The sequence below is a fragment of the Arthrobacter sp. PM3 genome, from assembly GCF_003352915.1.
Classification (GTDB): domain Bacteria; phylum Actinomycetota; class Actinomycetes; order Actinomycetales; family Micrococcaceae; genus Arthrobacter.
On record NZ_CP022314.1, the window covers coordinates 2,875,294 to 2,896,578 of the forward strand.

19 protein-coding genes are annotated in these 21,285 nt (G+C 68.9%); 11 read left to right on the forward strand and 8 right to left on the reverse strand.

Going from position 1 to position 21,285, the window contains the following annotated elements; all coding sequences use genetic code 11:
- Positions 1–30: 30 nt before the first annotated feature.
- The 3 genes from CFN17_RS13055 to CFN17_RS13065 form a co-directional block, all read right to left on the reverse strand.
- Positions 31–2,586: an MMPL family transporter gene (locus CFN17_RS13055; protein ID WP_208748220.1), complete on the reverse strand. Its 2,556-nt coding sequence runs from the start codon at positions 2,584–2,586 to the stop codon at positions 31–33.
- A 1-nt stretch (position 2,587) separates the two neighbouring features.
- Positions 2,588–3,268 carry a TetR/AcrR family transcriptional regulator gene (locus CFN17_RS13060; protein ID WP_208751483.1) on the reverse strand — a complete coding sequence of 227 codons (681 nt, stop codon included), beginning with the start codon at positions 3,266–3,268 and terminating at the stop codon, positions 2,588–2,590.
- A 105-nt stretch (positions 3,269–3,373) separates the two neighbouring features.
- Positions 3,374–3,751 carry a YbjQ family protein gene (locus CFN17_RS13065; RefSeq protein WP_208748221.1) on the reverse strand — a complete coding sequence of 126 codons (378 nt, stop codon included), beginning with the start codon at positions 3,749–3,751 and terminating at the stop codon, positions 3,374–3,376.
- A 173-nt stretch (positions 3,752–3,924) separates the two neighbouring features.
- Here CFN17_RS13065 and CFN17_RS13070 point away from each other — a divergent pair, with 173 nt between their 5' ends.
- Entirely contained in the window at positions 3,925–4,479 is a 555-nt protein-coding gene (locus tag CFN17_RS13070; protein WP_208748222.1) for a Clp protease N-terminal domain-containing protein, read from the forward strand.
- Between the two features lie 228 nt (positions 4,480–4,707).
- On the opposite strand, the gene CFN17_RS13075 is transcribed toward CFN17_RS13070, so the two are convergent.
- The 4 genes from CFN17_RS13075 to CFN17_RS13090 form a co-directional block, all read right to left on the reverse strand.
- The gene (locus CFN17_RS13075; protein ID WP_208748223.1) at positions 4,708–6,129 is read right to left on the reverse strand and encodes a dicarboxylate/amino acid:cation symporter; all 1,422 of its coding nucleotides are present in this window, start codon (positions 6,127–6,129) and stop codon (positions 4,708–4,710) included.
- A gap of 264 nt (positions 6,130–6,393) precedes the next feature.
- Complete coding sequence (locus tag CFN17_RS13080) at positions 6,394–8,094, reverse strand: DUF885 domain-containing protein (protein ID WP_208748224.1); 1,701 nt, start codon at positions 8,092–8,094, stop codon at positions 6,394–6,396.
- A 92-nt stretch (positions 8,095–8,186) separates the two neighbouring features.
- On the reverse strand, positions 8,187–8,447 hold the full coding sequence (locus CFN17_RS13085) for an acyl-CoA carboxylase subunit epsilon (protein WP_261792193.1): 261 nt from the start codon (positions 8,445–8,447) through the stop codon (positions 8,187–8,189).
- Positions 8,444–10,027, reverse strand: a complete 1,584-nt coding sequence (locus CFN17_RS13090; protein WP_208748225.1) for an acyl-CoA carboxylase subunit beta — start codon at positions 10,025–10,027, stop codon at positions 8,444–8,446. Before CFN17_RS13090 ends, CFN17_RS13085 begins: the two co-directional genes overlap by 4 nt.
- Before the next feature lie 204 nt (positions 10,028–10,231).
- On the opposite strand from CFN17_RS13090, the gene CFN17_RS13095 reads away from it, so the two are divergent.
- From CFN17_RS13095 to CFN17_RS13140, 10 genes are all read left to right on the forward strand, one after another.
- On the forward strand, positions 10,232–11,137 hold the full coding sequence (locus tag CFN17_RS13095) for an NAD(P)-dependent oxidoreductase (protein ID WP_208748226.1): 906 nt from the start codon (positions 10,232–10,234) through the stop codon (positions 11,135–11,137).
- Between the two features lie 49 nt (positions 11,138–11,186).
- Positions 11,187–12,113, forward strand: coding sequence for a biotin--[acetyl-CoA-carboxylase] ligase (locus tag CFN17_RS13100; RefSeq protein ID WP_208748227.1), 927 nt, complete (start codon positions 11,187–11,189; stop codon positions 12,111–12,113).
- Positions 12,106–12,705: a PH domain-containing protein gene (locus tag CFN17_RS13105; protein WP_208748228.1), complete on the forward strand. Its 600-nt coding sequence runs from the start codon at positions 12,106–12,108 to the stop codon at positions 12,703–12,705. Before CFN17_RS13100 ends, CFN17_RS13105 begins: the two co-directional genes overlap by 8 nt.
- A complete protein-coding gene (locus CFN17_RS13110) occupies positions 12,695–13,960 on the forward strand; it encodes an adenylate/guanylate cyclase domain-containing protein (protein ID WP_208748229.1) in 1,266 nt (421 codons plus the stop codon). The genes CFN17_RS13105 and CFN17_RS13110 overlap by 11 nt, the downstream gene beginning before the upstream one ends.
- 135 nt (positions 13,961–14,095) lie before the next feature.
- Complete coding sequence (locus CFN17_RS13115) at positions 14,096–14,881, forward strand: PP2C family serine/threonine-protein phosphatase (RefSeq protein ID WP_208748230.1); 786 nt, start codon at positions 14,096–14,098, stop codon at positions 14,879–14,881.
- Between the two features lie 51 nt (positions 14,882–14,932).
- Entirely contained in the window at positions 14,933–17,230 is a 2,298-nt protein-coding gene (ligA, locus tag CFN17_RS13120; RefSeq protein WP_208748231.1) for an NAD-dependent DNA ligase LigA, read from the forward strand.
- Complete coding sequence (locus tag CFN17_RS13125; RefSeq protein WP_208748232.1) at positions 17,227–18,069, forward strand: inositol monophosphatase family protein; 843 nt, start codon at positions 17,227–17,229, stop codon at positions 18,067–18,069. The genes ligA and CFN17_RS13125 overlap by 4 nt, the downstream gene beginning before the upstream one ends.
- Positions 18,070–18,168: 99 nt before the next feature.
- The gene (locus CFN17_RS13130; RefSeq protein ID WP_208748233.1) at positions 18,169–18,672 is read left to right on the forward strand and encodes a GNAT family N-acetyltransferase; all 504 of its coding nucleotides are present in this window, start codon (positions 18,169–18,171) and stop codon (positions 18,670–18,672) included.
- A 110-nt stretch (positions 18,673–18,782) separates the two neighbouring features.
- Positions 18,783–19,166, forward strand: a complete 384-nt coding sequence (locus CFN17_RS13135; protein WP_208748234.1) for a RidA family protein — start codon at positions 18,783–18,785, stop codon at positions 19,164–19,166.
- 56 nt (positions 19,167–19,222) lie between these two features.
- On the forward strand, positions 19,223–20,953 hold the full coding sequence (locus tag CFN17_RS13140) for a SulP family inorganic anion transporter (protein WP_208748235.1): 1,731 nt from the start codon (positions 19,223–19,225) through the stop codon (positions 20,951–20,953).
- A gap of 75 nt (positions 20,954–21,028) precedes the next feature.
- Here CFN17_RS13140 and CFN17_RS13145 read toward each other — a convergent pair.
- On the reverse strand, positions 21,029–21,285 hold a 257-nt coding region (locus CFN17_RS13145), incomplete at its 5' end, for an IS30 family transposase (RefSeq protein ID WP_208748236.1).

Here is a 21,285-nt window from a genome sequence, read left to right on the forward strand (position 1 = left end):
GCGGGATGGGCGCGGAGTGACCGCGTTGGTTTAGCGCGCCCCGACTTGCTCCGGCTCGGCATCCGGCTCCGCCTCGGGGGAGGCCGCCGCGGCCGGCGCCTGCTGGCGGAGCCTGGCGCCCTCGACGTCGACGTCGGGCATGATCCGGTCCAGCCAGCGGGGCAGCCACCATGCCCTGTCGCCGAGCAGGTACATCACGGCCGGGACGATCGTCATGCGGACCACGAACGCGTCCACCAGCACGCCGAACGCCATGGCGAAGCCCAGCGGCCGGACCATGTTCAGGTGCGAGAAGATAAAGCCCGCGAACACGCTGACCATGATGATGGCCGCGGCGGTGACCACGGACGCGGCGTGGCTGAAGCCGGTGCGGACCGCGTGCTTGGCCGGTTCGCCGTGCATGAAGGACTCGCGCATGCCCGAGGTTATGAACACCTGGTAGTCCATGGCCAGGCCGAAGAGCACACCGATCAGGATGATCGGCAGGAAGCTCAGCACGGCGCCCGGGTTTTCGACGCCGAACACCGTCCCCAGCCAGCCCCACTGGTAGACCGCGACGACGGCGCCGAACGCGGCCGCGAGCGAGAGCAGGAAGCCGCCGGTGGCCAGCAGCGGCACCACGATCGAGCGGAACACGAGCAACAGCAGGATCAGGGACAGGCCGACCACGATCCCCAGGTACGGCGGCAGGGCGTCGCCGAGCTTGGTGGAGACATCGACGTTGCCGGCCGTCTGGCCCGTGAGGCCGATGCTGACGCCGGTGGAGTCTTTGATTCGGCTCTTTTCGGCGCGGAGGTCGGAGACCACCTGGACCGTGCTGGCGCTGGCCGGGCCCTCCTTGGGGATGACCTGGAACACCGCGGTGCGGCGGTCCTCGCTCAGGGCGACCGGGACGGCGGCGGTGACGTTGGCCGTGCCGCGCAGGATGTCCGCGACGTCGAGCTGCTTGGAGGTGGCCTCGGCCTCGCTCAGGCCGGCGGGGAAGTCGCCCACCACCACGATCGGCCCGGTCATGCCTTGGCCGAAGCTGCGCCCCGTGACGTCGTAGGCCTTGAACGCCTGGGATTCGACGGGCTCGGATCCGCCGTCGGGCAGGGCGAGCCGGAGCTGGCTGGCCGGCAGGGCCACGATGCCCAGCAGCAGGACGCCGGCCAGCAGTGCCAGGACGGGGTGGCGGGTGACCAGGCCGCCCCAGCCGCGGGTGCTGCGGCGTTCGTCGCGGGCCCGGTCCTCGGCCTCATGGCCGGGGGCGGCGTTGTGCTTTGCCGCCTTGGCCCAGGCGCGGCGGGAAATCAGCCGGGTACCGATCAGGGACAGCATGGCGGGCGTGAGGGTCAGGGCGACGACGACGGCGACGGCTACGGTTGCGGCCGCGGACAGCCCCATGACGGCCAGGAACGGCAGTCCCGGGATGACCAGGGCGGCCAGGGCGATGATGACGGTCAGGCCTGCGAACAGGACCGCGTTGCCCGAGGTGCCGGTGGCCAGCGCCACGGACTCCTCGCCGTCCATCCCGGCCAGGAGCTGGCCGCGGTGCCGGTTGACGATGAAGAGCGAGTAGTCGATGCCGACGGCGAGGCCCAGCATGAGCGCCAGCATCGGGGAGATGGAACTCATGTCGATGGCGCCGCTGAGGGCGAAGGTGCCGCCGACGCCGACAGCCACGCCGACGAGGGCCATCAGCAGGGGCAGCCCGGCAGCAATGAGCGTTCCAAGCATGATGATGAGCACCAGGGCCGCGATGGCGATGCCGAGGATCTCCGAGATGCCGAAGAGCTCGGAGACATCCTCGGTGATTTCCTTGCTGGCCAGGGCGGTCACGCCCGCGGAGGAGACCTCGTGGGCAATGTCCTGCACTTGCTGGCGCACGGCGGGGGCCAGGCCGTTGATCGAGGTCTTGAACTGGACCTGGGCGATCGCGGCTGTGCCGTCCTCGGAAACGAACCGCATGCCCCGGGACGCCTCCAGCTGGCGCTTGGCCAGGGCGAGCCGGGCCGAACCGGCCTCGAGTTCCCGGGTTCCGGCGTCGAGCTTTTCCTGGCCGGCGGCGAGGGCGGCCTTCTGCTGGCCGAGCTGCGCCTCGATGACGGCGGCCGGCATGCCGGCCGCCGTCATTTGCTGCTCCGCGGCGTCCAGCTTGGCCTTCCCGGCGGCAAGCTGGGCGGCGGATGCATCAAGCTGCGCCTTGCCGGCGGCCGCCTGTTGCTCGCCGGCGGCGAGATCCGTGGCGGCCTTGTCCAGCTGCGCCTGGGTGGCGAACGGGTCCACCGTGCCCTGCACGTCCGGGAGGGTCTTCAGCTTGGCCAGCGCCGCGGCGACGGCGTCCTTGCCGGCCGGGCTGAACTGGCCGTCGTCCGACTTGAAGACGATGCCGGCCGAGCCGCCGGAGGACTTGGGGAGCTCGTTCTTGAGCTTGTCCGCCATCTGCTGCGTCTCGGTGCCGGGAATCTGGAAGTTGTTCGACATCGAGCCGTGGAACGCCGCCGCCGCACCGCCGACGGCCACCATGACGGCGAGCCAGAGGGAGATGACGAGCCAGCGGTGGCGGTAGGAGAACTTGCCGAGACGGTAGAGCAACAGGGCCATGTCAGTGCCGATCTGGGGAAGGGGTGGCGGGGGAGTGGGATGCGAAGCCGGAGCCCAGCAGGCCCATGGAATCGATCAGGAGCTGGCGCAGGACGGCCAGGGACGCGGGGCCGAGGTCGCCGCCGCAGCGGGCGAACCACACGTCCATGGCCGCTTTTCCGCAGGAGATCACGGAGCCGGCAAGGGCGCGCAGGTAGAGCTCGTCGACGTCGCCGCCTGCCGTCAGTGCAAAGCGCTCGCGGGCGGCGTCGATGATTTGTGCGGTGCAGTGGTCCCAGGCTTCCAGTTCGGAGCGGCTGAGCTGGGGATTGGTCTGGCCCAGGCTGTAGAGCTCGGCCACCGGGGCCACGGTCATGGGATCGGCCAGTGCAACGAGGGCTGCGCGGGCCGATTCCAGGATGGGTTCGCCGGCCGGGCGCAGCCGGAACTGCTGGAGCGCGGTGTCCAGGAAACCGAACGTCACCGAGGCCATTGCCGCCTCGGTGCTGCCGAAGTAGTTGAAGAAAGTGCGGCGGGAGATCCCGGCGGCCTCGGCGATGTCTTCCACGGTGAAATTTCCGGGACCCCGTGTGCGGAGCAGGTCCATCGCGGAGTCCGTGATGGCCTGCCGGGTGGCCGCCTTGTTCCGCTCGCGGCGCGAGGGAACGGCGGGATCGCCGGAACCGGCCGGCTGGGATGGCAAGGATGTCACGCGCTTACGCTACGTGCATGTTTGCACTCTGCGCAAGTATTTGGAGGGTGGGGGAGCAGGCGCGGAAGTTCCGGTCTCGCCGGCCGGACGGACGGGTCAGGCGGACGGGCTGGTCAGGTAGACGGACTGGCCGGTCGCTCCGGCTTCGTCCTGGGTGAGCGGAATCGCGAAGACCGCCGTGCCGTAGGCGCAGATCTCCGTCCAGTTCGGTCCGATCGCGGAGGTGTCGAAACGCATGGCGATGATGGCGTTGGCGCCGCGGTGCTCGGCCTCGGCCACCATCCGGGCCATGACCTGCTGCCGGCTGTCGTAAAGGGCCCGCGTCATTTCCCGCACCTCGCCGCCGCCGAGGGAACGGAAGCCGGCCATGACCTGGGCGGTGATGTCCCGGGACCGGACGGTCAGGCCCATGACCTCGCCAAACACGGCGTCGATCCGGTGGCCCGGGATGTCGTTCGATGTGACGATCAGCATGCCCTGAGCCTACCCATCCTTAAGGATTCACAGCGGGATTCACAGGAACATGAAAGGCAGGAAACAGCTATCCCTGCTGGGACGGGTGCAGACTGGAAAGTGCTCCCGGACAGACGTCCCGGACGACCCAACGGCAAACGCCGTCACCGCGCGGCAGACCCAGGAGACAGTTCATGTCACGCACCACCAAAATCGCGCTCGGCCTCGGCGCTGCGGCCGTGGCCCTGGGCGCCGGGCTCGGACTCGCCGGCATGGCCTCCGCCACGACGACGCCGAGCCCCACCCCGACCCCCAGCTCAAGTGCGCCAGGCGGCAATTTCGCCGACGGCCACGGCATGCGCGGCGGGCGCCACGGCCACGGCGGTGCGGAGTTCGGCGCCCGCGCCAAAGAGCTCGCCGCCAAGCTGGGAGTCGACGAGGCCAAGGTCACCGATGCCCTGAAGGCCTTCCGGGAGGCCAACCGGCCGGCCACGCCGCCGGCCGACGGGCAGAAGCCGGACCGCGCCGCCATGCAGAAAGCACTGGCCGCCTCCCTGGCGAAATCCCTCGGCATTGACGAAGCCAAGGTCACCGCCGCCCTGGAGGAGCTCCGCACCGCCGAACAGGCCGAACACGCCGCGGCGCTGAAATCCCGGCTGGACCAGGCGGTCAAGGACGGCACCCTGACTCAGGCGGAGGCAGATGCCGTCACCAAGGCGGCCGAGAAGGGCGTGATCGGCGGACGCTAACGCCGCTGCGGAGCCGGACCTTCGCTCGTCTCAGTCGTTTGTTAAACCAGAGAAGTCCCCGGTATTCCGGGGACTTCCCATCCCAACGCTCCCTCAGTAATTGCGCCGGCGCGCAGGACGCTCCCTCAGTAATTGCGCCGGCGCGCAGGACGCTCGGTCAGTAGTTACGCCGGCGCGCGGGACGCTCCCTCAGTAGTTACGCCGGCGCGCAGGACGCTCGGTCAGTAGTTACGCCGTCGCGTCCGCCAGTTCGCGCTTTGCGTGTCCGGCCGGGGGAGTTGCGGCGGCGTCGAGGTCGTCGCTGAACGGGTCACCGTTGCGCGGCGCGTTGTACAGGTCCTCGTCCAGGATGCCCTGGCGCTTGGCCACGATCGCGGGGATCAGGGCCTGGCCGGCCACGTTGACTGCGGTGCGTCCCATGTCCAGGATCGGGTCGATCGCCAGCAGGAGCCCGACGCCGGCCAGCGGCAGGCCCAGCGTGGACAGGGTCAGGGTCAGCATCACGACGGCACCGGTGGTGCCGGCGGTCGCTGCCGAGCCCAGCACGGAGACAAGCGCGATCAGCAGGTACTGGGTGAAGTCCAGTTGGATGCCGAAGAACTGGGCCACGAAGATCGCGGCAACAGCCGGGTAGATCGCGGCGCAGCCGTCCATCTTGGTGGTGGCGCCCAGCGGCACCGCGAAGGAGGCGTAGGCACGGGGGACGCCCAGGTTCCGTTCGGCCACGCGCTGGGTCAGCGGCAGGGTGCCGATCGAGGAGCGGGAGACGAAGGCCAGCTGCACCGCCGGCCACACGCCGGAAAAGTACTGCTTGACGGACAGGCCGTGGCTGCGGACCAGGACCGGGTAGACCGCGAACAGCACGAGTGCCAGGCCGATGTAGATCGCCACGGTGAACTTCCCGAGCGAGCCGATGGTGTCCCAGCCGTATACGGCCACGGCGTTGCCGATCAGACCGACGGTGCCGATCGGCGCGATCCGGATGATCCACCACAGGACCTTCTGGATGACGGCGAGGGCCGAGGCATTGAGGTTCAGGAATGGCTCGGCGGCCTTGCCCACCTTGAGCGCGGCGATCCCGACGGCGATCGCGATCACCAGGATCTGGAGCACGTTGAAGCTCACGGCGGTGGTGGCGACGCCGTCCGTGACGGTGGTGGTGGCGCCGAGGCCCAGGAAGTTCTTGGGGAACAGTCCGGTGAGGAAGGCCCACCAGTCCCCGGACTTGCCGGCGTACTTGGCTTCCTGGCTGATGCCGGTGCCGGCGCCGGGCTGCAGAAGCACGCCGAGCCCGATCCCGATCAGCACGGCGATCAGGGAGGTGATGGCGAACCAGAGCAGCGTGTTCCACGCGAGCCGTGCGGCGTTGGAGACCGCTCGCAGGTTGGAGATGGAGCTGACGACGGCGGTGAAAATGAGGGGGACCACGGCGGTCTGCAGCAGCGAGACGTAGCTCGAGCCGATGGTCTGCAGCGTGGTGCCGAGGGCATTGGGGTTCGCCTTGGTGCTGCCCGTGTACTTGGCTATGAGGCCAAGGCCGAGGCCGACGATCAGGGCGGCGATGATCTGGAAGCCGAACGAGCCGGCCCATTTGGGCAGCTGGAACCCGGTCTTTCCAGCGGGTGCGGGGGTGCTTGTCTGAGTGGTCACCGGAACACGCTAGGGCTCCGGCCATAACACGGCGAACCGATGTTGAGAAATGTTACGGCGCACGATAAGCTCCGGCGGCACGGAACCGCCGAAATTCCGCGCGAATCTGGGGTTTTGTGAAGTTATTCCCGGGGCTAATGTGGCCATTGTCTCGTCGCCCCGGGCGGCCGTCACGCGAGATGACAGCTCGCGGCAATGTTTGGTGAAACACTGCCGCGAACTGCCGGCTCGGGAGCGGCCGGTATATTGGGCGCGGTTGCCGGCCTAGCCCAGGAGCGCCCGCTTCAGCGTGTCGAGGCCCACCGACCCGATGTTCAGGGCCTTGGTGTGGAACGCCTTCAGCTCGAAGCCCGGACGGGACTCAAGCTCGGCCCGGATCTGCTCCCAGAGCCGCTGCCCGACCTTGTAGGAGGGCGCCTGGCCCGACCAGCCGAGGTAGCGGGTGAACTCGAACTTCAGCTGGCCCTCGCTGATCGGCAGGTTGGCCTTGAGGAACTCGAAGCCCTTCTCGGACGTCCAGGTGCCCGACCCCCAACGCTCGGGCACCTCCAGCTCCAGATGCACGCCGATATCGAAGACCACGCGGGCGGCCCGCATGCGCTGCATGTCCAGCATGCCCATGTGGTCGCCCGGGTCCTTCAGGTATCCCAGTTCCTGCATGAGCTTCTCCGCGTACAGCGCCCAGCCCTCCCCGTGCCCGGAGGTCCAGCAGACGCTCCGGCGCCACTTGTTCAGCAGTTCCCGCCGGTAGGTTGCCGTGGCGACCTGGAGGTGGTGGCCCGGGACGCCCTCGTGGTAGACGGTGGTGGTTTCGGCCCACGTGGTGAAGGTGTCCTCGCCGGCGGGCACGGACCACCACATCCTGCCGGGGCGGCTGAAGTCCTCGGACGGGCCGGTGTAGTAGATACCGCCCTCATCGGTGGGGGCGATCCGGCATTCCAGAGTCTTCATGATGTCCGGGATCTCGAAGTGGACGCCGGCGAGTTCCGCCACGGCTTTGTCGGAAAGTTCCTGCATCCAGGCCTGGAGGGCGTCGGTGCCCTTCAGCTGCCGTGCGGGATCGTTGTTCAGGATTTCCTTGGCTTCCTCGATGCCGGCTCCGGGCCGGATTTCCTCCGCCACCCGTTCCTGTTCGGCGATCAGCCGGTCAAGTTCCTGCACGCCCCACGCGTACGTTTCCTCCAGGTCCACGGTGGCGCCCAGGAAGGAGCGCGATGCCAGGGCGTACCGTTCGCGGCCGACGGCGTCCTTGGCCGGGGCGACGGGCAGGAGGTCGGACTCCAGGAAGCCCGCAAGCTTGGCGTACGCCACCCGGGCCGCGGCCGTGCCGGCGTCGAGCCTGGCCTGCAGTTCCGCGGAGAGGGGACCGTCCGCGGTCACGGCGCCGGCGGCGAGCTTCGCGAAAAAGCCGTCCTCGGCGGCGTGCTTGGTGGCCTGTTCGATCACGATCGACACCTGGCGGGCCGCGGCCACCAGGCCGTCCTGCTTGGCCGCACGAAGCGACTCGATGTAGCCGTCGATCGCTGCGGGCACATTGTGGGCCCGGCCGGCGATGTGGTCCCACTGCTCCTCGGTGTCCGTCGGCATGAGGTCGAAGATCGCACGGATGTCCTGGGACGGCGAGGCGATGTTGTTCAGCTCGGCCGCGTCCCAGCCCGAAGCGTGGATTTCCAACTGCAGGCCGAGCCGCTCGCGCATCGCGTCGAGGGTGACGGCGTCGACGTCGTCAACGGGTGCCGCGCCATCCAGTGCCGCGAGGGCGTCGCGCGCAGCAGCCGCGAATTCCTCGTGGCCGGCGGGGGAGAAGTCTTGGTATTCGGTCTCGTGCCCGGGCAGGCCGAGCTCGGTGGCGAAGCTCGGATTGAGCCGGATGAGGGTGTCCGTGTAGGCGTCGGCGATGGCGTCGATGGCCGTCCGGGGGCGGGCGGCAGCGGAGTTGTCTGAATCAAGGGTTTCGGTAGTCACCCGACGAGACTAGCCCGGCAGCCCCCGTTATGAAAGGGTTGCTGAACTTTTTTCGGTGCCTGGTTTATTGCCGTCAGTAAAGGCCCGGCCGCCTAGCCGAGGCTGCGGCGCCAGGCATCGGGGCCTGGCCTGGGAGCCAGCCGCAGCTGCTGCCGGCGGACCCAGACCCGGACGCCGGGCTTGGCCGGCGCTGTCTGCGGGGTCTGGCCCAGGGACAGCACGACGGCGGTCAGCGCCGCCAGCTCCTCCGGCGTCGGCTCGCCCTTGACCACCGATAGCAGGGCATCCGCCGGGTTGCCGGGCCCGGCGGCTTGCGCTGCTGTGTCCGTTCCCGGTTCTGCAGGGGCCGTCACAGCGGGATGTTCCCGTGCTTCTTGGCGGGCAGGGCGGCCCGCTTGTCCCGGAGGGCGCGCAGGCCCTTGATGATCTGCACGCGGGTCTCGGAGGGCGCAATGACGGCGTCCACGTAGCCCAGCTGAGCTGCCTGGTAGGGGTTGAGCAGCTCTTCCTCGTACTGGCGGATCACCTCGGCCCGCTTGGCCTCGACGTCGCCGCCGGCTTCCGCCTCGGCGGCGAGTTCGCGGCGGTACAGGATGTTGACGGCGCCCTGGGCGCCCATGACGCCGATCTGGGCCGTGGGCCATGCGAGGTTGAGGTCGGCACCGAGCTTCTTGGAGCCCATCACGATGTAGGCCCCGCCGTAGGCCTTGCGGGTGATCACGGTCAGCTTCGGCACGGTGGCCTCGGCGTAGGCGTAGAGCAGCTTCGCGCCGCGGCGGATGATGCCCTGGAATTCCTGGTCCTTGCCGGGCAGGAAGCCCGGGACGTCCACCAGGGTGAGGATGGGGATGTTGAAGGCGTCGCAGTGCCGGACAAAGCGGGCGGCCTTTTCCGATGCGGCGATGTCCAGGGTGCCGGCAAACTGCATGGGCTGGTTGGCCACGACGCCTACCGTGTGCCCCTCCACCCGGCCGTAGCCGATGATCACGTTCGGGGCGTAGAGGGACTGCATTTCCAGGAAGTGCGCGTCGTCGACGATCTGCTCGATCACCGTGCGCATGTCGTACGGCTGGTTGGCTGAGTCCGGGATGAGCAGATCGAGGGCGAGGTCGTCGTCGTCGACCTCCAGCTCCTGGGAGTGCTCGAGCACCGGGGCTTCGGCGAGGTTGTTGGAGGGCAGGAAGTCCAACAGTTCGCGGACGAACTCGACCGCGTCGGCTTCATCGGAGGCCAGGTAGGTGGACGTGCCGGTGTTGGCGTTGTGCTGGCGGGCACCGCCCAAGGTCTCCATGTCCACGTCCTCGCCCGTGACGGTCTTGATGACGTCCGGGCCGGTGATGAACATGTGGGAGGTCTTGTCCACCATGACCACGTAGTCGGTCAGGGCGGGGGAATAGGCCGCCCCGCCGGCGGACGGGCCCATGATGAGGGAAATCTGTGGGACCACGCCGGAGGCATGGACGTTGTTGCGGAAGATGTCCGCGAACATCGCCAGCGAGGCCACGCCCTCCTGGATGCGGGCGCCGCCGCCGTCGAGGATGCCGACCACCGGGCAGCCGTTGCGCAGCGCAAACTCCTGGACCTTGACGATCTTCTCGCCGTTGACCTGGCTCAGCGAGCCGCCGTATACGGAGAAGTCCTGGCTGTAGACGGCAACAGGGCGGCCGTCCACCGTGCCGTAACCGGAGACAAGGCCGTCCCCCAGGGGCTTCTTCTTCTCCATGCCGAACGCCGTGGACCGGTGCACGGCCAGCGCGTCGAACTCGACGAACGAGCCGGCATCGAGCAGGAGGTCGATGCGCTCGCGGGCCGTGTTCTTGCCGCGGGCGTGCTGCTTGGCGACCGCTTCCGGGCCGGAAGGCTGCTCGGCACGGGCCTGGCGGTCGCGGAAGTCTGCAATCTTTCCCGCAGTCGTGGTCAGATCGTGGCTCATCAAGTGTCTCCGGCTCTGTCGCTAGCTTGTTCGGCGCCCGGCCTGCGGGGTCCTTTGGCTGGAATCCACAAAAGCAGGGCTCTGCTGGCAAGTCTAGTGACGGTATTGGCCCGTGCCGCTGTAGGGAACCTACAATTTTCCCGCCGCCAAGCTCCCGCATCGCCTTGTTACCCATCAGTAACATAGTTCGGCTAGAGTGTGCTCATGACTTCAAGCAACGACGCTTCGGGCGCCGCCCGTCAGTTCCGGCAGTCAGGGCCGTACCAGGCCACCGGTACCCTCCACGGCCGCACCCTCCTGATCTCCGGGGGCAGCCGCGGTATCGGCCTGGCCATCGCGCTCCGGGCCGCCCGGGACGGTGCCAACATCGTCCTCATGGCCAAGACGGGTCAGCCGCACGCCAAGCTGGAGGGTACCGTCTACTCGGCCGCCGAGCAGATCGAGGCCGCCGGCGGCCGTGCGCTGCCGCTGGTCGGGGACGTCCGCAACGATGCCGATGTCGCCGGGGCCGTCGGTGCCGCGGTGGACCGCTTCGGCGGCATCGACGTCGTCATCAACAATGCATCGGCAATCGATCTGTCCCGCACCGACGCCGTGGACATGAAGCGGTACGACCTCATGCAGGACATCAACGTCCGCGGCACGTTCCTGCTGTCCAAGATGGCGTTGCCGGCGCTGCGGGCCTCCGACGCCGGCCATATCCTGACGCTTTCCCCGCCCCTGAACCTGGACCCCAAGTGGGCCGGCCTGCACCTGGCTTACACCATGGCCAAGTACGGCATGAGCCTGACCACCCTGGGCCTGGCCGAGGAGCTCAAGGACGACGGCGTCATGGTGAACTCGCTCTGGCCGTGCACCCTGATCGACACCGCGGCCATCCGCAACATGCCCGGCGGCGACAAGATCGTCCAGGGCGCCCGCGGCCCCGAAATCATGGCCGACGCCGCCCACGCGGTGCTGACCGGCAGCAATGCGGTGCCCGCCGGCGGCAGCCGCAGCGGCAACTTCTACACCGATGAACAGGTCCTCGCGGCGGCCGGCGTGGCGGACTTCAGCCCGTACAGCCTGGGCGCCGCCGAGGACCGTCTGGTGCCGGACATCTTTCTCTGAGCTTGCTGGGGCCGGAGCCGGGCCCGGCTTTCCTCGGTAGGATTCAAACATGGAAGCCGTGCAGGAAACCCCGGACCGCCCGCCCCTGGATCTCAACGCCCTCAGCGATGAGTCGTTCCTGTCCGCCAACGGCATTGCGCGGCTGACCGTGGTGGAGTCCACCGGCTCCACCAACGCCGATCTCCTTCACGGCGTGAGCGAGGATCCCGGCGCATGGCCTGACATGTCCGTGCTCACGGCCGAATACCAGACCGCCGCCCGCGGCCGGCTCGACCGCCACTGGGAGGCGCCGGCCCGCAGCTCCGTGTCCGTCTCGCTGGTGCTCCGGCCCGTCAACGCGGACGGCCGGCCCCTGCCGACCCACAGCTACTCATGGCTGTCCCTCCTCGCCGCGCTTGCCCTGCGCGAGGCCCTGACCGACACCGCAGGCATTCCGGCGGAACTCAAGTGGCCCAATGACGTCCTGGTCCGGGGCCGGAAAATCGCGGGCATCCTCGCCCAGCTCGGCCCGCTGGGTGGAACCGGCACCCCGCCGGTCATTCTTGGCACCGGCCTGAACGTCACCCTGACCGAAGCTGAGCTTCCGGTCCCCACGGCCACGTCCGTGCTGCTGGAGAACCCGGACACGGTCGACCGTACGGAACTGCTCAAGAGCTACCTGTCCCGTTTCGCAGCCCTGTACCGGAGCTTCTGCAACGCCGACGGCGACCCTGCCGCCGGCATGGCCGGCGGGCCTTCGCTGCACAAGCGGGTGGAACACCTTCTGACGACGCTCGGCAAGCAGGTCCGCGCCCAGCTCCCCGGCGACCACGAGATCATCGGCCATGCCACGCGCCTGGACGAGTACGGATCCCTCCTGGTGGTCGACGCCGCCGGCCATGAACACGTGGTGACCGCCGGTGACGTGGTGCACCTGCGGCCGTGGAACCCGGCCGGAACCGGCGACGGCGGCGGCGCAGAAAGCGGCTATGCGTAAAGTGCTCCTGCCGGGAGAGCAAGTGATTGTGGTTACCCGGCCCCAGCCCCGGATGCTGATTTTCCCGGCGCTGTTGTTCATTGTGGTTCCGGCGCTGGCCGCCTACGCCAGCGCCTGGGTGGTCAAGGGCGGCCCGGCGAAGCTGGTGCCCCTCATCCCCGGGGACTGGACGCCGTGGCTGGTCGCCGTGTGCGTGGGCCTCGCGGCGTGGGTGCTGCTGGGGTACTGCCTGCCGAAGGTCAGCGCGTGGCAGGCCACGCGCTACATCCTGACCAGCCAGCGGTTAGTTACCCGCCGCGGAATGTTACGGCGGCGCGAGGAGCAGGTCCCGCTCGCGGCCGTCCGCCATGTGGCCATTGAGCAGTCGTTGTTGCAGCGCTTATTGCGCTCCGGGAATATATCCTTGGAGACCGGGGACCCCTGGGGAGCGGTGGTACGCGATGTCCCTGAGGCAGCGACGTTCCGTGACTTCATGCTTGACGCGATGGCCGAGCTCCCCAGAGGTGAGGGGCCCGGCACAGACGGCATGACGCGCTACCCGGCCCAGGACATGCCATGGGAGACGAGAGAAGGTGGAAGAGATGAACGCTGAGAACGTCGACCAGGACACCGACCTCGCCATGCCGGAGGTGCCGCGGGAAGCGCAGGAGATCGTCTCGGAGCCTGCCCCCGCCGCCTACGGTGCCGCCGGCACTGGCGACGCCGCTGATGACGGCGACGCCGATCCGGCTTCCGTCGACGCAGCCGCCGATCCCGCCACTGACGCCGATCCCGCCACTGACGCCGCCCCGCCCACCGGCGCCATGTCCGCCGAACGGCTCGCCGCCAAGGCCCTCGAGGGCAGGCTCCTGGGCGGCGAACGCAAACTCAAGCGCCGCGAAGTCGCCGCCGGTGCCGGCGTCTCGCTCCTCTCGGCGCGGAAACTCTGGCGCGCGCTCGGCTTCCCCAACCTCGGGGACGAGGACATTGCCTTCACCGAACGCGACCAGTCGGCGCTGTCCACCATCGTGGACCTGGTCCGTGACGGCAAGCTCACCGAGGAAGCGGCCATTTCCATCACTCGGGCCATTGGGCAGATGACGGACCGGATGGTGGTCTGGCAGATCGAGGCCCTGGTGGAGGACATGGTCCAGAAACAAGGGATCCCGGATGCCGCCGCCCGGAAACAGCTGGTCAATGAACTGCCCAACCTGATCGACGCCCTGGAGGAAATGCTGGTCTACTCCTGGCGCCGCCAGCTCAACGCCGGCGTGCAGCGTCTGGCTGTCCGCGCCGAAGCAGGCCTGGCCTCCAGCGAGGAGGGCCGCGAAGGCGACGAGGACGACGCGCCGCTGCCGTTGGCCCGGGCCGTCGGGTTTGCCGACCTCGTCTCCTACACCAGCCTGTCCCGCCGGATGAACGAGAAGACCCTCGCCCAGCTGGTGCAACGCTTCGAAAACAAGTGCGCGGAAATCATCTCCGTGGGAGGCGGCCGGCTGGTCAAGACGGTCGGCGACGAAGTCCTCTACATCGCCGAAACGCCGGCTGCCGGCGCCGAGATCTCCCTGGCCCTCTCACGCGCCTTCGCCGAAGACGAGATCCTGCCGCAGGCCCGGGTAGCCATGGTCTGGGGCCGCATCCTGTCCCGGCTGGGGGACATCTACGGTCCCACGGTCAACCTCGCCGCCCGCCTGACCGCCCTGGCGGACCCCGGCACCGTCCTGGTGGATTCGATGACCGCGGCGGCGCTGGAACACGACGAGCGTTTCGTCCTGGTGCCCCGCCCGGCGGAGGACGTCCGCGGGTTCGGCGAAATCCACCCGGTGCTGCTGCAGCGCGGCAGCGGCCGGGGCCTCGTCCTGGACTAAGCCGCAGGTCCGGGCGCGCCGTGGCATTCTTCTCAGTTGTGCGGCCGGTATGCAATAGTCGGACGGGCAGTTGCGACCCGGCCGGGTTTGCGACCGCTGTCGACTTTCGCGTGCACCACTTGATTTAGGACGGCCATGAACCCAACTCCAGACGCCCCGTTCCCGCAACCGGACGGGCAAAGGGGACTGCGGCTGCAGTGCGGGTACGGCACAGACCGGGGTCTGCGCCGCGAGATGAACGAGGACTCTTTCATTGCGGCCGATCCCGTCTTCGCAGTGGCGGACGGCATGGGAGGCCACGAGGCGGGCGAAGTCGCCAGCGGCATCTGCGTGCGCACCCTGGCGGAGCTGCCCCAAGCGAAGACCGGCAGCCGGGATGCCACGGCCGGCGTCCTTCAGGAGTGCTTGTTCAAAGCCGATGCCGACATCCGTGAGGCCACCGGCTCCCGCGCCGGGACCACGCTGTCCGGCGTCGTGGTGGTGGAACAACGCGGCGTCCCGTATTGGCTGGTCCTCAACATCGGTGATTCGCGCACCTACCGGTACAGCCACGGCCGGCTCACCCAAATCAGCGTTGACCATTCCGAGGTGCAGGACCTGGTCGACGCCGGCCAGATCACCTTAGCTGAGGCCGCGGTCTATCCGCGCAGGCACGTGGTTACGCGTGCCTTGGGTGCCGGGGACGATTCCGAGGCCGACTACTGGCTGCTTCCCGTGGAGGACGGCGACAGGATCCTGGTCTGTTCCGACGGCCTCAACGGCGAGCTGGGCGACGAGCAGATTGCCGGGATACTGGCATCCGAGGCAGACCCCCAGGCGGCTGTTGACGAACTGATCCAGGCGGCCTTGCGCAGCGGCGGGCGGGACAACATCACAGCGATTGTGCTCGACGCGCGGACTGAAACCGGGGACGCCGCCTGACCGTCTGGCCGGTGAACGGACAACATCGGAGAACTAAGGCAGGATAGGTCTGTGAGCACAGGGAACACGGCAACAGGCACCGAACAGCAGAGCACCGAGGCGGACCAGGTCCCCTCCGGCGACGTCCGCACGGAGTACGAGGACCTCGTGGAGCAGGTCCGCAAACACCGCTTCGCGTACTACCAGGAGGACGCGCCCCTCATCTCCGACGCCGAGTTCGACGAACTCTACCGGCGGCTGGAAACCCTCGAGGCGATGCACCCGGAACTGGTGGCCAACGATTCGCCCACCCAGGAAGTGGGCGGCGAAGTGTCCGCCGCGTTTGCCGCCGTCGAACACCTGCAGCGCATGTACAGCCTGGAGGACGTATTCTCGCTTGAGGAGCTTGAGGCCTGGATCGCCAAGGCGGAGGCCGGCGTCGCCAAGATCGGCAACGGCGGGACGCCGCCGGCGTGGCTCACCGAGCTGAAGATCGACGGCCTGGCCGTCAACCTGCTCTACCGCGATGGGGTGCTGGTCCGGGCCGCCACCCGCGGCGACGGCACCACCGGCGAGGACATCACGCATAACGTGCTGACCATCAAGGACATCCCGCAGCAGCTCAAAGGCAGCAACTTCCCGGCGGAAATGGAAGTCCGCGGCGAGGTCTTCATCCCGTCCAAAGCCTTCGCCGAATTCAACGAAGCTTTGATTGAGGCCGGAAAGGCGCCGCTGGCCAACCCGCGCAACGCCGCCGCCGGGTCGCTGCGGCAGAAGGACCCCGCCGAAACCGCCAAGCGGCCGCTGCGGATGTATGTCCACGGCATCGGCGCCCGCGAGGGACTGCCCACGGCCAGCCAGTCGGACACCTACCGCCAGCTCGCCGAGTGGGGCCTGCCGACCAGCCCGTACTTCGAGGTGCTGCCCGGGCTGGCCGACGTGCTGGACTTCATCAAGCGGTACGGCGACAAGCGGCACAGCCTCACGCACGAGATCGACGGGATCGTGGTCAAGGTGGACGACTTCGCCACCCAGCGCGCCCTCGGCTACACCACCCGCGTGCCGCGCTGGGCCGTGGCGTACAAGTACCCGCCGGAGGAGGTCCACACGAAGCTGCTGGACATCGCCGTCAACGTCGGCCGCACCGGCCGGGTCACCCCGTACGGCGTGATGGAACCGGTCAAGGTCGCCGGCTCCACCGTCGAAATGGCCACCCTGCACAACCAGGAAGTGGTCAAGGCCAAGGGCGTCATGATCGGCGACATCGTGGTGCTGCGCAAAGCCGGCGACGTCATCCCGGAAATCGTGGGCCCGGTCCTGGCGCTTCGGGACCAGCAGGACCCGCCCGTGCGCGAGTTCATCATGCCCACCGAATGCCCGGCCTGCGGCACCCCGCTGGCCCCGGGCAAAGAAGGCGACGTGGACATCCGCTGCCCGAACTCCCGCTCCTGCCCGGCGCAGCTGCGCGAACGCGTGTTCCACCTCGCGGGCCGCGGCGCCTTCGACATCGAGGCCCTCGGCTGGGAAGCCGCCATCGCCCTGACCCAGCCCGCCGAGCCGGACACGCCCCCGCTGAGCACCGAGGCAACCCTGTTCGAGCTCACACCGGAGCAGCTCGCCGACGTCCGGGTCCGCCGGGAGAAGCGCTCCAAAGGGGTGGCCACCGGGGAGTACGAGCTCGTGCCCTACTTCTACACCAAGGCCACCGCGAAGACCCCGTCCAAGCCCACGGCCACGACGGACAAGCTCTTCCGCGAACTCGAGAAGGCCAAGGCCCAGCCGCTCTGGCGGGTCCTTGTGGCGCTGTCCATCCGGCATGTCGGCCCGCGGGCCTCCCGTGCCCTCGCCACGGCCTTCGGCAGCATGGACGCGATCCGGCAGGCATCCGAGGAGGAGCTCGCCGGGGTCGACGGCGTGGGCCCGGTCATCGCCCAGGCACTGACGGAATGGTTCGCCGAGGACTGGCACCGCGAGATCGTGGACCGCTGGGCGGCCGCCGGGGTGCGGATGGCCGACGAACGCGACGAGTCCACCCCGCGGACCCTGGAAGGGCTGACGGTCGTGGTGACCGGCAGCCTCGAGGGCTTCAGCCGGGACGAGGCCAAGGAAGCGATCCTGGTCCGCGGGGGCAAGGCGGCCGGGTCGGTGTCGAAGAACACGGACTACGTGGTGGCCGGCGAGAACGCGGGCACCAAACTGGACAAGGCCGAACAGCTCGGCGTCCCGGTCCTGGACGAGGACGGCTTCCGGGCGCTGCTGGCCAACGGCCCGTCCCCGGCAGCCGGCGACGCGGCCAGTGACACGGACAATGACGCAGACACCATCCCGGAGGACGACGGCGAGGACCACCAGGAAGCAGCCGGCCAATGAGCGCCGGCCCCTCGATCCCTGCCGCGCCCGCGCCCGGCACGGCGGCGCTGCTCGGGCTGGCGAGGTCGGCCGCTGCCGCGGGGGCCGCGGTCCTGGCCGGCCGGCAGGCTGCCGACCTCGGCGTCAGCAACAAGGGCGACTCGGGAGACTGGGTGACCGCCTTCGACCTCGCCGCCGAGGCCGCCGTCCGGGACGTCATCACCGCCGCCCGGCCGCAGGACGCCATCACCGGGGAGGAAGGCGGGACCGTCCTGCCGGCGGAGCCCAGCGGCTACCGCTGGTCCATCGACCCGCTCGACGGCACCACCAACTTCATCCGCAACATCGTCTACTACGCCACCTCGGTGGCGGTGGCGGACCCCGACGGCGTCTGGCTGGCCGGCGTCGTCAGCGCCCCCGCCCTGGGCCGGACCTACTACGCGTCCCGCGGCGAGGGGGCCTGGCTCGAGGAGCAGGGCCGGCTGAGCCCGCTGCTCGGCCCCGTCCCCGGCCGGACCGGCCAGATCCTGGCGACCGGCTTCAGCTACGATCCCGCGGTCCGGGCCGAACAGGCCAGCGGACTGGGCCCGCTGATGGACGGCTTCGCGGACATGCGCCGGCTGGGTTCGGCGGCCCTGGACCTGTGCCTCGTGGCGGACGGCACCCACGACGCCTACGGCGAACGCGGGCTCAACGAGCACGACTTCGCCGCCGGGGCCCTGATCGCGGAGGAAGCCGGCTGCTGGGTGCGGCGGCCGCGGCTGACCAGCCCGCTGGCCGGCGGCCCGTCCGACGACGAGCGCCTGGCCGCGTGGACGTGCGCTGGCTCGCTGGAACTGTCCGGCAAATTCCCGCTCTGAAAGCTCCGTACCGGCGGCACCTCAGCGAAAGGTGATAGTTCAGTCACGGAAACGGCCCTTCCGGAGGGTTCCGGCGCGTGCCGCCCGTACCATTGACAGGTGCCTTCGCAGATCCTCATCCGCCCCGCCGTTCCGGCCGACTACGACGCCGTAGCGCGCATCACCCGGGACGCCTACCTGGCGGCCGGCTACTTCGAGAGCGCCGACCACCCGTACATGCGGCAGATCCAGGACGTCGCCCGCCGGGCGGCGGACGCAACCATCTGGGTCGCGGAGCGGGACGGCCGGATCCTCGGCTCGGTGACGCTCGCGGTCGCGGGGGAGCCCTACGCGGACATCGCCCGCAGCGACGAACTCGAGTTCCGCATGCTCGTGGTGGACCCAGCCGTCCAGCGCAGCGGCGCCGGCAAGGCCATGGTCCAGGCCATCATCGAACACGCCAGGACCCTGCCGGGAATCCACGCCGTGGCCCTCACCACGGGCCTCAGCTGGGAAAGCGCCCACGGCCTGTACCGGAAGACCGGCTTCGTCCGGGCCCCGGAACGTGACTGGCTCGTCCCGGGCACGGACATCAAGCTGCTCGTCTACCGCCAGGACGTCTAGGACATCTCAGCGGGATTCCGCGGCCGACACAAACGCGCCCGGGTTAACAGCCCCTCCGCCATCGGCCCTAAAGTTGTGCCGATCCCTGCGGCAACTGCGAAAGGCACCCCATGCGCAAAACGTTCGGCACCGGCTCCACCTGGGAGCAGACCCTCGGCTACTCCCGGGCCGTCCAAGTGGACAACACCCTCTACATCTCCGCCACCGCAGCCAGCGGCGAGGACGGCATCGTGGGCGAGGACTTCTACACCCAGACCAGCTACATCCTGCAGAAGCTCGGCGCCGTGCTGGCCGAGGCCGGGTTCGGCTTCGAGGACGTGGTGCAGTCCAAGCTGTACCTGACGGACATCAGCAAGTGGGAGGAGGCCGGCCGCGCCCACGGCGAGGTCTTCGGCGAAATCCGCCCCACGCTCTCCCTGGTCCATGTGCTGCCCTTCCTCGACCCGAAGATGCTGGTCGAGATCGAACTCGTCGCCCAGAAGAGCGCCAGCTAGGCACACCCCGCCGCCGGACTCTGGCGGAACGGCCGTGCTTGGGGTAAGACTGGCCCATGACCAGGGCGCACAGACCCCGCCCCGCTGGAGTGCCCGTCGCTGGAGTGCCCATCGTCGGCCAGCTCCGCTCCTATGACAGGACGTGGCTGCGGGGTGACTTGATCGCCGGTGTCACCGTCGCGGCCCTGATCGTGCCCAAGAACCTCGGCTACGCCGGGATCGCGGGCGTCCCGCTGCAGAACGGCCTGTACGCGGCCGCCGCCGGGGCGCTGCTCTACGGGATATTCGGCAGCTGCCGGCAGATCTCGATGGGGCCCAGTTCCGGCCTGGCCGCGGTGGCGGCCAGCGCCGTGCTCGCGGCAGGCATCACGAACGACGCCGATATCGCCTCCTTCGTTGCGGGCATCACGCTCGCCTCGGGGGTCCTGTTCCTGCTGCTCGCCGTGCTCAAGATGGGCTGGATCGCGCAGTTTCTGTCCAGGGCCGTCGTCACCGGGTTCCTCTTCGGTGCGGCGATCGACGTCGTCATCGGGGAGCTTCCCAAGCTCACCGGGACCGAGGTGACCGGCTCCAACCCGATCCAGGAACTGTGGTCCTGGCTCGGAACCCTGGGCGAGGCGCACCTGGCGACGGTGATCGTCGGCGTCATCGCGCTCGCCGTCGTGTTCGGGCTGAAAGCCGTCGCGCCCAAAGTCCCCGGCGCCCTGGTCCTGGTGGTGGGCGGGTTGCTGGCCGCGGCCCTGTTCGATCTCGGGGCCAAAGGGGTGGCCCTCGTTGGTGATGTGCCCCGGGGGCTGCCATCGCTTCAGGTCCCGGACGGTGCGCTGATGTGGGAGCACGCGGGCACCGTGGCGCTCGCGGCGGTGGCGCTGGTCCTGATCGGATTCTCCCAGACCGCCGGGGATGCCCGGGCGTTCGCCGCCAAGCACGGCTACCAGATCGACATCAACCAGGAATCCGTAGCCCAGTCGCTGGCCAATATGGCGGCAGGACTCTTCAAGGGGATGCCGGTCTCCACGAGCCTGTCCGCCAGCTCGCTGAACGACCACTCCGGAGCGAAGACCGGCCTTGCCTCCCTCACCTCCGGGGTCACCGTCCTGCTGACGCTTCTGTTCCTGGCGCCGCTGTTCTCGATCCTGCCCAAGCCCGTGCTGGCGGCGCTGATCATCGAGGCTGTCGTGATGGGCATGATGAACGTGCCGGAGATGCGCCGGCTTGCCCGGGTGCAGAAGTTCGATTTCTGGATTGCGGTCGCGGCGATTGCCGGTACCCTCATCTTCGGCGTCCTGGCGGGCGTGGTCATCGGCATCGGACTGTCGCTCATCTGGCTCGTGCGGGTGGCTACCCACCCGGAGATGCCGGCCCTCGGCCGGGAACCGGGCACCCAGGTCTTCCGTGAAGCCGACGGGCACCCCGGCGATGAGATCCTGCCCGACGTGGCCGTGATCCGGTTCGACGGCGGCCTCTTCTTTGCCACGGCGGACGCCCTGGAGGACCGCCTGCGCGAGGTCATCCACACCCAGCAGGGACTGACTGGAATCGTCATCGACTGCGGAGGCATCAACTTCATTGACTCCCAGGGCGCGGCAAAAATGGCGGAAGTCGTGACCCTCACCCGCGACGCCGGGGTCAACCTGCGCCTCACCCGGCTGAAGCCGGCCGCCCGGGCCGTCCTGGAACGGGACGGCGTGATCGGGCTGATCGGGGCGGACAAGATCCACGGCAACATCCACCGCGCCGTCGAGGCGGAACAGGCGGCGGCAGGCAAGGACCCCGGCGCCGGCTAAAAGCAACACGGGGTCACCTACGGCCCATCTCGCCGCCTCAAAGTCAACTGGTCGTTGCAACGGGCCGGGTTTATGTCATGCTGCGGCGGCGATGAGTTGGCGCATGCGTTGTTTTGGGGTCTCGAGGTTCAGGGTGGGCCGTGGCCGGTTGTTGAGTTTGTCGGCGATGGTGTCGAGGTCCTCGGCGGTGAAGACCGAGAGGTCGGTGCCTTTCTCGAACCAGTGGCGCAGCAGCCGGTTGGTGTTCTCGTTCGTACCCCGCTGCCAGGGTGAATGCGGATCGCAGAAGTACACCCCCGCGTCCAGGGCCAGCTGGATGCGGGGGTACTGGA

Coding starts and splice junctions, on each gene's coding strand:
- CFN17_RS13055 (WP_208748220.1), bottom strand. CDS start 2,586: ATGGCCCTGTTGCTCTACCGTCTCGGCAAGTTCTCCTACCGCCACCGC.
- CFN17_RS13065 (WP_208748221.1), bottom strand. CDS start 3,751: ATGCTGATCGTCACATCGAACGACATCCCGGGCCACCGGATCGACGCC.
- CFN17_RS13070 (WP_208748222.1), top strand. CDS start 3,925: ATGTCACGCACCACCAAAATCGCGCTCGGCCTCGGCGCTGCGGCCGTG.
- CFN17_RS13090 (WP_208748225.1), bottom strand. CDS start 10,027: ATGAGCCACGATCTGACCACGACTGCGGGAAAGATTGCAGACTTCCGC.
- CFN17_RS13095 (WP_208748226.1), top strand. CDS start 10,232: ATGACTTCAAGCAACGACGCTTCGGGCGCCGCCCGTCAGTTCCGGCAG.
- CFN17_RS13100 (WP_208748227.1), top strand. CDS start 11,187: ATGGAAGCCGTGCAGGAAACCCCGGACCGCCCGCCCCTGGATCTCAAC.
- CFN17_RS13105 (WP_208748228.1), top strand. CDS start 12,106: ATGCGTAAAGTGCTCCTGCCGGGAGAGCAAGTGATTGTGGTTACCCGG.
- CFN17_RS13110 (WP_208748229.1), top strand. CDS start 12,695: ATGAACGCTGAGAACGTCGACCAGGACACCGACCTCGCCATGCCGGAG.
- CFN17_RS13115 (WP_208748230.1), top strand. CDS start 14,096: ATGAACCCAACTCCAGACGCCCCGTTCCCGCAACCGGACGGGCAAAGG.
- CFN17_RS13125 (WP_208748232.1), top strand. CDS start 17,227: ATGAGCGCCGGCCCCTCGATCCCTGCCGCGCCCGCGCCCGGCACGGCG.
- CFN17_RS13135 (WP_208748234.1), top strand. CDS start 18,783: ATGCGCAAAACGTTCGGCACCGGCTCCACCTGGGAGCAGACCCTCGGC.
- CFN17_RS13140 (WP_208748235.1), top strand. CDS start 19,223: ATGACCAGGGCGCACAGACCCCGCCCCGCTGGAGTGCCCGTCGCTGGA.